The 13,102-nt window shown below is 61.8% G+C and carries 12 protein-coding genes and 1 pseudogene; 9 read left to right on the top strand and 4 right to left on the bottom strand.

Going from position 1 to position 13,102, the window contains the following annotated elements; translation table 11 throughout:
* Positions 1–8: 8 nt before the first annotated feature.
* From VJX68_RS13270 to VJX68_RS13255, 4 genes are read left to right on the top strand one after another with little or no spacing between them, the layout of a single operon-like run.
* Complete coding sequence (locus tag VJX68_RS13270) at positions 9–572, top strand: SCO family protein (protein ID WP_324096181.1); 564 nt, start codon at positions 9–11, stop codon at positions 570–572.
* A gap of 10 nt (positions 573–582) precedes the next feature.
* The gene (locus tag VJX68_RS13265) at positions 583–1,044 is read left to right on the top strand and encodes a CYCXC family (seleno)protein (protein WP_324096180.1); all 462 of its coding nucleotides are present in this window, start codon (positions 583–585) and stop codon (positions 1,042–1,044) included.
* A 54-nt stretch (positions 1,045–1,098) separates the two neighbouring features.
* Positions 1,099–2,298 (top strand): lipid-A-disaccharide synthase, encoded by a 1,200-nt coding sequence (lpxB, locus tag VJX68_RS13260; RefSeq protein ID WP_324096179.1) that lies wholly within the window; start codon positions 1,099–1,101, stop codon positions 2,296–2,298.
* Positions 2,295–4,088, top strand: a complete 1,794-nt coding sequence (locus VJX68_RS13255) for an ABC transporter ATP-binding protein (protein WP_324096178.1) — start codon at positions 2,295–2,297, stop codon at positions 4,086–4,088. The genes lpxB and VJX68_RS13255 overlap by 4 nt, the downstream gene beginning before the upstream one ends.
* A gap of 430 nt (positions 4,089–4,518) precedes the next feature.
* Here VJX68_RS13255 and VJX68_RS13250 read toward each other — a convergent pair whose 3' ends face one another.
* Positions 4,519–5,040 (bottom strand): hypothetical protein, encoded by a 522-nt coding sequence (locus VJX68_RS13250; RefSeq protein ID WP_324096177.1) that lies wholly within the window; start codon positions 5,038–5,040, stop codon positions 4,519–4,521.
* A gap of 225 nt (positions 5,041–5,265) precedes the next feature.
* Here VJX68_RS13250 and VJX68_RS13245 point away from each other — a divergent pair, with 225 nt between their 5' ends.
* The 5 genes from VJX68_RS13245 to VJX68_RS13225 are packed head-to-tail and all read left to right on the top strand — an operon-like array spanning position 5,266 to position 9,826.
* A complete protein-coding gene (locus VJX68_RS13245) occupies positions 5,266–6,534 on the top strand; it encodes a 3-deoxy-D-manno-octulosonic acid transferase (protein WP_324096176.1) in 1,269 nt (422 codons plus the stop codon).
* A 3-nt stretch (positions 6,535–6,537) separates the two neighbouring features.
* A complete protein-coding gene (gene lpxK, locus VJX68_RS13240; RefSeq protein ID WP_324096175.1) occupies positions 6,538–7,653 on the top strand; it encodes a tetraacyldisaccharide 4'-kinase in 1,116 nt (371 codons plus the stop codon).
* A gap of 33 nt (positions 7,654–7,686) precedes the next feature.
* A complete protein-coding gene (locus VJX68_RS13235; protein ID WP_324096174.1) occupies positions 7,687–7,857 on the top strand; it encodes a Trm112 family protein in 171 nt (56 codons plus the stop codon).
* Positions 7,854–9,077: a glycosyltransferase family 87 protein gene (locus VJX68_RS13230; protein ID WP_324096173.1), complete on the top strand. Its 1,224-nt coding sequence runs from the start codon at positions 7,854–7,856 to the stop codon at positions 9,075–9,077. The genes VJX68_RS13235 and VJX68_RS13230 overlap by 4 nt, the downstream gene beginning before the upstream one ends.
* 2 nt (positions 9,078–9,079) lie before the next feature.
* Complete coding sequence (locus VJX68_RS13225; protein WP_324096172.1) at positions 9,080–9,826, top strand: lipopolysaccharide kinase InaA family protein; 747 nt, start codon at positions 9,080–9,082, stop codon at positions 9,824–9,826.
* Positions 9,827–9,835: 9 nt separating this feature from the next.
* Here the strand turns inward: VJX68_RS13225 and VJX68_RS13220 are convergent, their stop codons facing one another.
* The 3 genes and pseudogenes from VJX68_RS13220 to gmk all read right to left on the bottom strand — a co-directional run bounded on the left by VJX68_RS13220 (position 9,836) and on the right by gmk (position 13,039).
* Positions 9,836–10,219 (bottom strand): RidA family protein, encoded by a 384-nt coding sequence (locus VJX68_RS13220; RefSeq protein ID WP_324096171.1) that lies wholly within the window; start codon positions 10,217–10,219, stop codon positions 9,836–9,838.
* Positions 10,219–12,440: pseudogene (locus VJX68_RS19140) on the bottom strand (RelA/SpoT family protein). Before VJX68_RS19140 ends, VJX68_RS13220 begins: the two are co-directional and overlap by 1 nt.
* Complete coding sequence (gene gmk / locus VJX68_RS13205) at positions 12,428–13,039, bottom strand: guanylate kinase (protein WP_324096169.1); 612 nt, start codon at positions 13,037–13,039, stop codon at positions 12,428–12,430. Before gmk ends, VJX68_RS19140 begins: the two are co-directional and overlap by 13 nt.
* Between the last annotated feature and the right edge of the window lie 63 nt (positions 13,040–13,102).

Below are 13,102 nucleotides of genomic sequence, written 5' to 3'. Positions count from 1 at the left end.
CTCTGGTCATGGCCGTAGCCATAACGTCGAGTGTATTAGCGGCTGCCGGATGCCATCGCGACTCCGAAAGTGGCGCGGCCGCCGCGAGCGTCCTCACCGACACCAAGCTCGTCGATCAGAATGGCAACACGATCACGCTCACGTCGCTCAAGGGCAAGCCGCTGGTGGTGGACTTCATCTACACCTCTTGTCCGGGGCCGTGCCTGATGGAGACGGCAAAGTTTGCGGACGTCGCGCTGCGGCTGGGCAACGATCTCGGTTCGAAGGTGACGCTCGTTTCGATCTCCGTCGATCCCGAGCATGACGGACCCAAACAGTTGCTCGACTACTCGCGTCAGCAGGGGGCGGATGAGAAGGGATGGTATTTCCTGACCGGCGGTCCCGGAGAGATCGATCGGGCGTTGGCGGGCTTCAAGCTCAGCCGGCAAGTCGAGCCGGATGGTTCGGTCGGCCACCTGGTTGATATGATGCTGGTAGGACCGGATGGGCGGCTGGTGCGCGAATACAACGGCGAAGTCGTGAAAGCCCAGGACATCGTCGACGACGTCAAGAAGACCCTGAACAACGGGTGAGAGGTGCAACATGAGACGAGCGATAATTTTCGGCTCCTCGGTTGCGGCAATCCTGGCGCTGGCATACCTGTGGCCGATGCTCGGCGGTTCAACGGCAAAAGGCAATGCGCGCGGCGCGATGTGCGTCGCGGGTCATTGCTGTTGCACGGGGCGGGCGGAGGCGGAGACCGTCGCGGCGAACGGAGCGCAGGGGCGGTTGACGCTCGATCCAAACCAGTTTTTCGGGCCGGTAAAGGAAGCATACAAGTTCGCGGAGAAAAATCCGGAACTGCTGGCGCAACTGCATTGCTATTGCGGATGTGACAAGGCCGAAGGTCATCAGAGCCTGCTCGACTGTTATCGCAGCATGCATGCGGCGTCGTGCGAAATCTGCACCGGAGAGGTGCTGCTTGCAAAGCGGATGTCGGAGCAGGGTTCGCCGGTCGATCAGATACGCAACGCGATCCGCAGGAATTTCGCGCAGAACGACTGAATCGGACGAGCGGGGCTATTTGCAGCGGCGGGGTTTTCAATCACAATCGCTTCGATGCCGCTGAATGCCGAAGCGCCGCCGCCGGTTGCTGAACGCCTGAAAGAGCCCGCGCGCAGGAATCGCATCATGATCGTTGCCGGCGAGGCGTCGGGCGACCTTCATGGCGGGGATTTGGCGCGTGAAATCCTGGCGCGCGATCCGTCGTGTAAACTGTTTGGAATTGCGGGCGAGAAAATGCGCGCGGCCGGCGTGCGGGCGATCGTCAAGACCGAAGACATCCACGGGCTCGGACTTTCGGAACTGGCCTCGACGATCGGGCGCACGATTGGCGCATTTCGCATGCTGCGCCGAATCATCCGGCGCGAGAAGCCGGACCTCGTGATCCTGATTGACTACGCGGAGTTCAACCTGATTCTCTCCGGCACTGCCCGGCGCAACCGCGTGCCGGTGCTCTACTACATCACGCCGCAAGTCTGGGCGTGGCGGCGCGGCCGCATCGACAAGCTGGTCGATCGCGCGGATCGGCTTGCGGTGGTGCTGCCATTCGAGGCCGAACTGTTCCATCGCGCGGGCGAGCGCGTTTCATTCGTCGGGCATCCGCTGCTCGATCGGATCGCCACGGTCCATAGCCGCGACGAGACGCTCAAGCGCCACGGATTCCCGCCGCGCGCGCGAATCATCTCGATCCTGCCGGGCAGCCGCCGCGCGGAAGTCCGCTACCTGCTGGATCCGATGGTCAAGGCGGCGCGGATTGTCGCGCGCGATCACAATCTTGAAATAGCGCTCGCGCTCGCGCCGACGCTGACCCCGGCCGAACTAGCCGAGGTTGGGCGCGCAGACCTGGCGGGGATCAAGGTTGTCGAGAACGACACCTACAATATTGTCGCGGCGAGCGAACTGGCGCTGGTCGCGTCGGGGACGGCGACGCTCGAGACGGCGCTGCTAGGATGTCCCGAAGTCGTCGCCTACAAAGTATCGCCGCTTACCTATATCCTAGGGCGGATGCTTGTGACGGGAGTGGATTTTATCGGGATGCCGAATATTCTCGCTGGAAGGCAAATCGTCCCCGAGCTAATCCAGGGCGACGTGACGGTCGAGAAGCTGGTGCGAGCCGCCGAGCCTCTGCTGAGCGACACGATACGCACAGACACGGTCGCCGCGCTGAAGGCATTGCGCGAGAAGCTCGGCTCGCCGGGAGCGGCGGGACGGGTCGCGACGATCGCGCTCGGGATGATCGCCAGGACGACCGCATGAAGCTGCTGACCCCGTTGCAATGGCGGTTGTTCGGCTACCTGCGCCGATACCTGTTCCCCTATGTGCTGCTGCTGGGGATTGCGATGGGCGTGCTATCGGCGGCCAGCGCGGGAATCCCGCTGATCATAAAGATGGTGGTCGACCTGGTCACCAATCTCAAAGTGTCTCATCAGCTCGATGCGCACGGCGCATCGAAGCTGCGCGAATTCTCACTGCTGCTCGCGGGATTATTTTTGCTGCGTGCGGTCGCCAACTTTGCCGACGACTACTTGAGCGCCTACATCTCTCAGAAGCTGACGATGGACATCCGCGCCGATCTGAACGAGAGCCTGCAGCGCCAGTCACTGAGTTTTTTCAACCGCACGCCGACGGGCGTGATGGTTTCGCGAATCATCAGCGACGTCGGCCTGGTGGTGACGAGCCTGAGCAGCGGCATATTTTCGATTTTCGGCGACGGCATGTCGCTGATCGCGCTGCTGGTGACGGCCTTCTGGCTCGACTGGCAGCTCGCGATCCTCGCCTTCATCGGTTTCCCGATCGTCGTTCTGCCGATCGCAAGTCTTTCTAAGAAAGTTCGCCGCGAAACCAAGAATCAGCAGAAGCAATTGAGCGGCTTGCAATCGCTGTTGGTTGAAACCTTTCAAGGAAACCGCGTGGTGAAGGCGTTCGGGATGGAGGACTACGAGCGCGCGCGCTTCAATCGAGAGCTCAAGCGGCTGTTCCGCATCTTCATGCGCGTCGCGCGCATCAAGGCGTTCACGGGACCGCTGATCGAGGCGCTCGGTGCGATCGCGGTGGTCGCGGTGGTGTGGTGGGCGGTGGGATCGCTGCAAGCAGGCACGCGCACGCTGGGGCAATTTGCCGGATTCTTTACGACGATGATTCTCGTTTACCGGCCGTTCAAAGCGCTCGGTAAGACCAACAACAGTATTCAACAGGGGCTGGCCGCGGCCGAACGCGTCTTCGAGATGATGGATATGCCGAGCGAGGTTCCCGACGATCCCGACGGAATCGAGCTGCAAGCCGGCCCGCACAGCGTCGCGTTCGAGCACGTCAGTTTCCGGTACGGCGACGAATGGGTGCTGCACGATATCAACCTGGAGATCGGCGCCGGCAAGGTCGTGGCGCTGGTCGGGATGAGCGGAGGCGGCAAATCCACGATGGCGGATTTGATTCCGCGCTTCTACGACGTGCAGCAGGGGAACGTCACGGTGGACGGAATCGACGTGCGCATGCTGCGGCTCAAATCGCTGCGCGCGCAAATCGGCCTGGTGACGCAAAGTACGTTCCTGTTCGACGACACGATTCGCGCCAATATCGCGTACGGAAGCAGCGACAAGCATCTCGAGCGTGTGATTGCGGCCGCCAAGCTCGCCAACGCGCACGACTTCATCTCGCGGCTGCCCAACGGTTACGAGACGATGGTGGGTGAGCGGGGCGTGCGCATCTCGGGCGGGGAGCGGCAGCGAATCGCGATCGCGCGGGCGCTGCTGAAAGACGCGCCGATTCTGATTCTCGACGAAGCAACCTCGTCGCTGGACTCTGCCGCCGAACGGTCGGTGCAGGAAGCGCTCGAGCATCTGATGGCAAACCGCACGACGCTGGTGATCGCGCATCGGCTGTCCACGGTGCGTCGCGCGGACCGGATCGTCGTTGTCGTTCACGGCCGGATTGTCGAAGACGGCACGCACGACGAATTGTTTGCGCGCGGGAAGGAGTACCGAAAGCTCTACGACCTGCAGTTCATGTCGCCCGAAGATCTCGCCGGTAACGGCGGACTCGTGAACTGATATTCACTGTTCGTAAATTCAGTAGTGGTACAGTTTGAATTTCTGAGCAGTTACTTGGCTTACATGCCAGGTTGGATAATCGGTGGTCCGACTATTGCGCGACGGTCAGGCTGCGTGCGACTTCGGCAAACCTCGGGGGTTCGGGATGCCGCTCGCAGAATTCTTGAAGGATGGCCAAGCTTGCCGGATCGTGCGCCAATTGCCGCATCACGCCGATAACCTCCCGGGTATTGAACTGGTGATAGTCGGCGAAGGATTTTTCCAGCCAAGTCCGTGTCGTCGCCCAAATGATAGGTCAGATGCACGTTTTTGAGCATCAGCATCCGGCGGGAGTAGACGATCATGTTGTACAGAAGGGCGAGCGCGACGGAGGGTGCTCCGATGCACACATTGCAGCGGACAAACAATGAACAAAGCGCTCGTCGGAAAATCAGGCAATCGAAGCCAGGGTGGTTTGATCCGACTTCCGACGCCGCGAGAGGGTGATATGTGCGATAGTCGGCCATGTCCGAAACCGTCCGCCGATGTCGATATTGCTGTAGATCAGATAATCGTCTGGCTCGGCGTAGGTTCCCGCGCGATCGAGAATATCGAACAACAGCGGCAGGGGACGTGGCATGCCAAATGAGCCGACGTCGAGAACCGTGCGATCGAGATCGTTGGCGCGCACGAAGGAATTCGGAGCGATGCCGCGGTCTTCGCGCATGCTCACGGAAATCTGGCGCACACCGCCGGCGCCGTCTAACGATGCGGCTTGCTCCATTGTCACGAGGGTCAAATGCTGCGTCCTGGCGTGGGATTCGTTCGCCAGCTGCGAAAACGGGTTGACGACATGCACCAGATAGAAGGGCGCGAAGCCCGGGTCGCGGGGATGCAACCCGCGCAATTCTTCGAGCACGCTGCCCAGAGGCTGATCGGGCTGTTGGATCACGATGGTCGAACCAATTAGCATAGCTCCCCTTTCGCGACCTGCTGTGACGCTTCCCAACCCTCTAACGCCTTCACCATATCAAACATTTCCCAAAGCGCGGAACTCACCCGCGCCGCCACCGCCGGCATGACCTTCAAACTTTGATGGATGCATTGGCGATGGCAGAATGATCGGAGTGGGCTGGATTTCAAACTGTACCTCTACCGTAAATCCGACTCGTCAGGCGTGCGGATCGGCGAAGCTCCGATGCTAAGCGCGCTGTACAATCTGTTGTGGTATCCTGCGCTGCCGTTTGCGCTGCTTGCCGCGCATCCGGCAAACGTGCGCGAGTATCGCGAGCGGCTCGGCCACGGCGATTTTCCCGATACCGTGGGCGCGCCGCGAATCTGGATTCATGCGGCATCGGTCGGCGAGATCGAAGCGATTCGGCCGGTCGCCAACGGCCTGCTCGAACGTCATCCGGGCGCGATCATGGCAATCACCACGATGACGGCGGCGGGACGCGAGGCGGCCGAGCGCCGAATCCCGGGCGCCGCGGCATGGATGCTCGCGCCGCTGGACAATCGGCGCGCGGTGCGTTCCTTCCTGGAGCGCGTGCGGCCGGGCGTGGTACTGATCACCGAGACTGAGATCTGGCCGAACTACTTCATCGAATCCGAACGGGCGGGAGCGACCGTCGTTGTAGTCAACGGCCGTATGTCGGAGCGATCGTTGCGCCGCTACTTGCGCGTGCGCGCCCTGTTTTGCGATGCGCTCGGCCGGGCAGCCCTGATTCTGACGCAGAGCGAGAATGACGCGCGGCGCTACGCGAAGTTCGATCTCGCGGCGAAGGTGGTCGTCACGGGCAACACCAAGATCGAAGCGGCAGATGCGGATGTGGCGAATCAAAACCCGATTCGTCGCGAGCTGATGGCGTTTGCACCCGGGCGCAACATTCTGGTCGCTGGCTCGACGGCGCCGGGCGAAGAGGCCGTTATCGCCGATGCTTACCGTGAATTGCGCAAGGATTTTCCGCGGCTCGCGCTGACGATAGCTCCTCGCCATCTAGATCGCACGGCGGACGTCGAAAACACGCTGCGTGCGGCCTCGCTCGATTACGTTAAGGTGTCGGAACTCAATTCACCGGGCGCGGCGCGCGACGCCGACGTTTTGATCCTCGACACCATGGGCGAGCTGCGCAGTTTTTATCGCCGCGGCGCGATCGCGTTCGTCGGCGGCAGCCTCGCGCCCGGACGCGGCGGGCAAAATCCCGCCGAGCCTGCGCTAGTCGAAGTTCCAGTGCTAATCGGTCCGTATCACGAGAACCAGCGGGACATCGTGTCGTCGATGGTCAGTTCAGGTGGCGCGCGAATCGTCAATAACGCGCGCGACATCGTCATCGAAGCTTCGAAATGGCTGGGCGACGATGCAGCACGACAACAGGCAGGCCGAAGCGCGCGCGCATCCATGAGCAGCGGCGCGGGCGGCGCGCGGCTCGCCTTGAAGCAGCTCGAAGCGCTCATTAATCTCGGCTGACCGATGCCCCCAAGCGAGCCGAGTCCGAATCGCCCACGAATCGAGCGATTGTGGCAGCGCGATCTTCCTGTCCGCCTTCTTCCGGCGTGGCTCGGGCTCGCGGCGGCGTCGGGATTTTACCGGATCGGAGTCGGCGCGCGTCATCTTTATTGGCGGATGGTGAAACGGCGCGCGCCCGTGCTGACGGTGAGCGTCGGCAATCTGACGGTGGGCGGAACCGGCAAGACTCCATTCACGCTGTTCCTCGCCAAGCGCTTGCAGAGCCACGGCCTGCGCGTCGGGATCGTGAGCCGCGGCTATCATCGCGCGCGATCGAGAGCGCGCGCCGAACTGGTGGCTGACGGCGGCCAATTGAAAATCTCACCCGAAGAAGCCGGCGATGAACCTGCAATGATGGCGAAGACGTTCACCGGCCCGATTGCGGTCGCAAAGCGGCGCATCGACGGCATCGAGCTGCTCAGCAAGCTCGGGCCGCTCGACGTGGTGATCCTCGACGACGCTTTTCAGCACGTGCGGTTGAGTCGCGACGTGGATCTCGTGCTGGTGAGCGACGAGCGCGGCTTCGGCAATGGCTGGATGCTCCCGGCCGGGCCGATGCGCGAATCGATCAACGCTCTCGGTCGCGCGGATGCGATCATAGTGACGAACACTGGAACCTGCGCGTCGGCAATTCGACCGTCGCAGATGAAGAAGCTGACCGCGCGCAAAGTACTTCATGCGTCGGTACGGCCGCGCGCGTTGCTGGTCATCGAGAACGGCGCGTGGCGCGAAACCCCGCTGGGGCTGGGGGGACGGCGCGTGCTGGCTGTCAGCGGCCTCGCGGATTCGAGCGGGTTCAACGCGATGCTGCGCGAACTCGACGCGGACCTGGTCGGTGTTTTCGAATATCCCGACCATCACGCCTACACCAACGCGGACTGGCAGGCTATTGTGAACGCGATGCGCGACACTGATCTCGTCGTCACCACCGAGAAGGACCTGGTCAAGCTGGAGCGGTTTCCGTTCCCGCGCGATTCGCTATACGCTCTCAGGCTCGAAGTGACGATGGACGCGGTGGATACCCGCGCGCTCGACGAATTGATATTGGGCCGCGTTACGGCGGCGACGGCGAATGCATAGCGGAAGAAATAAGGTTCGTGGAGGATTTCGGCGATGGCGCTGAGTCAGGAATTGCTCGACATCCTGGCGTGCCCGAAATGCAAGGGCGACCTGCATCTCAACGAGCAGCAGGACGGCCTGGTCTGTAGCGCGTGCAGACTCGTGTATCCGGTGCGCGATGACATTCCAATCATGCTGATCGAGGAAGCCAAGCCGATCGCGTGATCTCGCCGCGGCGCGCGGCCAGCCTGCCTTCCGCGATGAAAACGATCGACTCGACGCGCGCCCGCCAGTTCGCATGGCTCGCGATCGGCATCTACCTCGTCGGGCTCGGCATCTCGGCGACGTTACGGTCTCAAGGCGACTTCAACGTTTACTATCGCTCGGGCCATCGCGTTCTTCACGGCCTCGCTATCTATCCGCCGACCGATTCCGATCGATTCCTGTACGCGCCGATCTTTGCGATCGCGTTCGCACCGCTCGCGGCGCTGCCGCATCATCTTGCGCAATTTGTCTTCTTCTGGATCAACGCCTTTTCGCTGATTGAATTGATCCTCGGCGCAGGTGTGATCCTGTTCGGCCGCGAACGACAACTCCCCGCTGAGCTGATCATCGTACCGGTGCTGCTGTCATTTCGATTCATCGACAATAATTTCGAGCACGGCCAGATAAATCTCCCGACCCTTGCACTGCTCGTGTGGTCGATAATTTACGCCGGCGAGTCGCGCAATAGATGGGCGGGCCTGATGATTGCCGCCGCGATACTGATCAAGCCGTTTGCACTCCTCGCCGCGATTCATCTTGCGCTTCGACGGCGCTTCGGCGCGCTCGGTTGGGCCGTGGCAGCGGGAATCGCGCTCCTGGTCGTACCAATCGTGATCTTCGGGCCGCGCGGATGGCTCGATCAGACGGGTTCATACGTAACAGCGATCGCTTCGATGACAAATCGATATCGCACCATGCTCACGAACCAGTCGGCGGTGTCTGCGGTCGCGCGCATGACGAGTCTTCGCGTCGGGACCGACGCGGAAACCTCGCCGACCGCCACGATTGTCGGAATGGGACTCGAGATAATTCTCGTCGGAGCAGTGTCGCTCTGGGACTGGATGAGCAATGAGGATGCGCGCGGAAGCTTTGCGAGCCGCCTCGCGCTTTGCGGATTTTTCTGCCTGATGCCGTCGTTCGCACCGATTTCGTGGAAAAGCTACTACGCGGCGATGCTCGTGCCGTACATGGCTCTGACCGCCGCGCTGTGGACCGATCGCGCCGCCGGCGCGAGCGCACCAAATTCTGTGTGGATGCCGTTCGCGCTTTCCGTGCTGCTCAATCTCGCGACGGGAAATTATTTGAACCGCATCGCGCTCTTCTACTCGGCGCACTTCATTTCATCATTGCTCGCGGTCGCCGCCATATTCGCTCTGTGGCTCACGAGCGAGGCATCCTAGGCGTGAGACCACCTGCGCAAATGAAGTGGCGCCCCGACCCAAACTTCACGACGTTCAGGATCGGACGCCGCGAACTCGTGATTCATCGCGATATCGCTCCGTACGCCGCGCAAATCATGCAGAAGCTTGGCGCGCTGACGTCCACCGCGGAAGCTGGCGCGGGCAATCGCGGAAGCGCATTTCGGCTTGACCTCGGCGGCGGGATCGAGCTGTTCGCGCGACGGGGGCGCCGTGGCGGGATGATTGCATCGATCCTCAGCGATGTTTACGTCGGGATGACGCCGCACCCGTTGGCCGAACTTGCTGTGACAATCGAAGCGATGCGCCGTGGAATTCCAGTGGCGGAGCCGATGGGCGCGATGGTCGAATGGATCGGTCCCGCACTCTATCGCGGATTCTTTCTGACGCGCGCGGTGCGCGGAATGACGTTATGGGAATTCCTGACGACCGACGACGATCCGACCGTTCGCAATCACGTTCTCGCGCAGGCGCGCGCTACGATCGATACGATGCATAAAAAGGGTCTCTTTCACGCCGATCTCAATCTGCACAACCTGCTGGTGACGCGAGCGCGCGACAGTTTCACGGTAATGATCATCGACCTCGACAAATCGCGGCTTTTCGACGCGCCGGTTTCGGCCGCGATGCGCCGCGCAAACGCCGCGCGCTTGATGCGGTCGGCGCGAAAGCTCGATCCATCGGGGAAATTTCTCGACGCCGCCGCGCTGTCCATTCTGAATCTGGAGTGATCTGGAGATTCAGTCGCGCTTCAGCGCGATTGCGTCGATCTCGATTCGCGCCTTGCGCGGCAGCGCCGCCACTTGCACTGTCGAGCGCGCCGGATACGGCGGATCGAAATGCTCACCGTACACGCGGTTCACTGTTTCAAACTCGGCGAGATCGATCATGAAGATTGTGGTCTTGACGATATCGACGAAGTCCAGACCCGCTGCGGCGAGCACTTCGCCGAGGTTCTGCAGCACGCGCCGAGTTTCGAATTCGATCCCGCCTTCGACGATCTTACCCGATGCCGGATCGAGTGCGATCTGTCCCGAGCAGAAGACCAGCCCATTTTGCTCGACCGCCTGAGAGTACGGACCGATTGCGGCTGGCGCTTGCCTGGTGTGAATCGAACTTTTCATCAATGGCGATTGCCGTTTTGCTGGCCGAGGCGCGACACCCGCATCACGCCGTCGATCGCGCCGATCGAGTTCATCAGATTGTTCAACTGGCGCGCGCTGGTCACGCTAACCTCGAACACCGCGAGCGCGCGTCCGTCGGCGCCGTGCGTCTTCACTTCGGCGGTCGAAATGTTCACGCCCGCCGAAGCGATCGCCTTGGTCATCGCGGCGAGCAGACCCGGCTGATCGGCGCATAGCACTTCGAGCCGAATCGGCCGCGGCGCTTCCTCGCCGTCCTTCCACACTACGGGGACGCGCCGCTGCGGATCGGTGTTGAGCGCATGCGGGCATCCCGCGACATGCACGGTGACGCCACGCCCGCGCGTGATGAAGCCGGTGATTGCCTCGCCCGGGAGAGGGTTACAGCATCGCGCGAATCGCACCAGCATGTCGCCGACGCCCGAAACCACGACCGCACCGCTGGCGGACTTGCGCGCTTCCTTGGCGGCGCGTTCCCGCTGCGCAGGTCCGAGCGGAGTCGGCAGTTTCTCGGGACGATAGAGTTTCAGTTCGTCAGGCGTCAGCAGTTTCCCAAGCAACTGCGCGGGCGTGATTATTCCGTACCCGACCGCGGCGAGCAGACCGTCAACGTCGCGCTGCGAGAACTCCTGGAGAACGCCCTCAAGGCGCTTGCTCGATCTGAGGTGTGTGACACTGAGCTTGACGGGTTCGAGCTCGCGATCGATTAGCGATATTCCGAGATCGCGCGAGCGTTCCGCCTGTTGATTGCGCAGCCACTGCCGGATGCGCGATTTCGCGCGCGCGGTCGCCGCGTAGTTCGTCCAATCCTTGCCCGGCACTTGCTTCTCGGACGTGAGCACCTCGACGGTGTCGCCGGATCGAAGCCGGTAACGCAGCGGCACCATGCGCCCGTTGACGCGCGCGCCCGCCAGATGGTTGCCGACCTGCGAGTGGATTCGGTACGCGAAGTCGATCACCGTCGAGCCGAGCGGAAAATCGAACACGTCGCCCTTGGGCGTGAAGACGAAGACCTCCTCGGGAAACAGATCGTCCTTGACGGTGGACAGAAATTCCTGCGGGTCCTTGAGATTCTCTGCCATTCGATCAGCCGCCGCAGCCATGCGAACCGCTCCGTGTCCTTTTCCTTGAGCTCGCGCGAGTTGCCGTCCTTGTAGCTCCAGTGCGCCGCGATACCTTCCTCCGCGACTTTGTGCATCTCGCGCGTGCGAATTTGCACTTCCATCCGCTGGCCGCGCGGACCGATCACGGTCGTGTGCAGCGACTGGTACATGTTGGCCTTGGGCAGCGCGATATAGTCTTTGAAACGGCCGGGCACCGGCTTCCAGTTCGCGTGCACGACGCCGAGCGCCTCGTAACATTCACGCACCGTGTCCACGATGATGCGGAACGCGACGAGGTCGTAAATCTCCTCGAAGCTGAGCCCCAACTCCTGCATCTTGGAGTGAATCGAAAAAAAATGTTTCGGCCTGCCGGTCACTTCCGCCGTTGCTCCGCTGTCAGACATCCGGCGCGACAGGATTTCGATGACGTTGGCGATGTACTCCTCGCGCTCTCTGCGTTTCGCCGCAACAAAGGCCTTCAGCGCCTGGTAGGCGCTGGGATTCAGATAACGAAACGACAGATCCTCGAGCTCCGATTTGAGCCAATAAATACCGAGGCGATGCGCGATCGGCGCGTATATCTCCATCGTCTCACGCGCGATCTCCTGCTGCCGCTCCGCGGAGAGATGGTCGAGCGTGCGCATGTTGTGCAGGCGGTCGGCCAGTTTGATCAGCACGACACGGATGTCGTTCGCCATCGCGATGATCATCTTGCGGAAATTCTCGGCCTGCTTCTCCTCGCGGCTCTGGAACGTAATCTTCGAGACCTTGGTCACGCCATCGACAAGCTGCGCGACCTCGGGGCCGAAATCCGTCTGCACCTCCGCCAGCGACGCGTGCGTATCTTCCACGACGTCGTGCAACAAGCCAGTGACGATCGACGGCACGTCGAGTTTGAGCTGCGCGATGATCATCGCGACGTTGAGCGGATGCGTGACGTAGGGCTCGCCCGATTCGCGCTTCTGATCGAGATGCATCCGCGCCGAGTAATCGTACGCGCGCCGGATTAGCCCGATGTCCGCTTGCGGATTGTACGTCTGCACTCGCCCGATAAGGCCGGCGAGTTGGTCGGAAGTGCTGCTTTGCGCTAGCTCTTCCACGGCGCGAATTCGCCGCGCAGGCGGCCGACCTTGAGCCGTTCTGCGTTTACGATCGTTTCAAGCCGCAAGACGGATTCATGTACCTCGGCGTTGATAATCAGATAGTCGTATTCGGGATAGGCCTCGGCTTCGTCGCGCGCTTTGTGCAGCCGATGTTGGATCTTCGATTCCTCCTCGGTGGCGCGCCCGCGCAGACGCCCCTCAAGTTCCGCAAAGGTCGGCGGCAGAACAAAGATGCTGACCGCGTCGCGGGGATACGTCGCGCGTATCTGCCGCGCCCCCTGGATGTCAATGTCGAGCAGGACGTCGCGGCCCGATTCGATCGCGGCGTCGAGCGGCCCGCGCGGCGTGCCGTACGATGACTCGAACACACGCGCCCATTCGGCGAGCTCGCCGGACGACTGCCTGCGTTTGAATTCTTCTTCGCTCACGAAGCTATAGTCGATTCCGTCGGCCTCACCTTCCCGCGGCGCGCGAGTGGTCAAGGATATCGAAAATTCCAAACCCGCGATCGCCTTAAGCGCCGCGCGATAAATCGTGGTCTTGCCGGCGCCCGACGGCGCCGAAAGTATGAAGATTATACCGCGTCTCGGCGGCAAAGAGTCACCTGATTTCAAGGGTATAGAAGCCATCAAGCGGGCGCAAAGGCCCTCCACCCTATC

The sequence above is a fragment of the Binatus sp. (SeqCode) genome, assembly GCF_035272065.1.
GTDB lineage: Bacteria > Desulfobacterota > Binatia > Binatales > Binataceae > Binatus.
The sequence above is the reverse complement of the archived record's forward strand: the minus strand, read 5'-3'. Positions and strand labels throughout refer to the sequence as shown.

Bases quoted from the DNA above. Each gene is read 5' to 3' on its own strand.
- VJX68_RS13270 (WP_324096181.1), top strand. From the start codon at position 9: ATGGCCGTAGCCATAACGTCGAGTGTATTAGCGGCTGCCGGATGCCAT.
- VJX68_RS13265 (WP_324096180.1), top strand. From the start codon at position 583: ATGAGACGAGCGATAATTTTCGGCTCCTCGGTTGCGGCAATCCTGGCG.
- lpxB (WP_324096179.1), top strand. From the start codon at position 1,099: ATGCCGCTGAATGCCGAAGCGCCGCCGCCGGTTGCTGAACGCCTGAAA.
- VJX68_RS13255 (WP_324096178.1), top strand. From the start codon at position 2,295: ATGAAGCTGCTGACCCCGTTGCAATGGCGGTTGTTCGGCTACCTGCGC.
- VJX68_RS13250 (WP_324096177.1), bottom strand. From the start codon at position 5,040: ATGCTAATTGGTTCGACCATCGTGATCCAACAGCCCGATCAGCCTCTG.
- VJX68_RS13245 (WP_324096176.1), top strand. From the start codon at position 5,266: ATGCTAAGCGCGCTGTACAATCTGTTGTGGTATCCTGCGCTGCCGTTT.
- lpxK (WP_324096175.1), top strand. From the start codon at position 6,538: ATGCCCCCAAGCGAGCCGAGTCCGAATCGCCCACGAATCGAGCGATTG.
- VJX68_RS13235 (WP_324096174.1), top strand. From the start codon at position 7,687: ATGGCGCTGAGTCAGGAATTGCTCGACATCCTGGCGTGCCCGAAATGC.
- VJX68_RS13220 (WP_324096171.1), bottom strand. From the start codon at position 10,219: ATGAAAAGTTCGATTCACACCAGGCAAGCGCCAGCCGCAATCGGTCCG.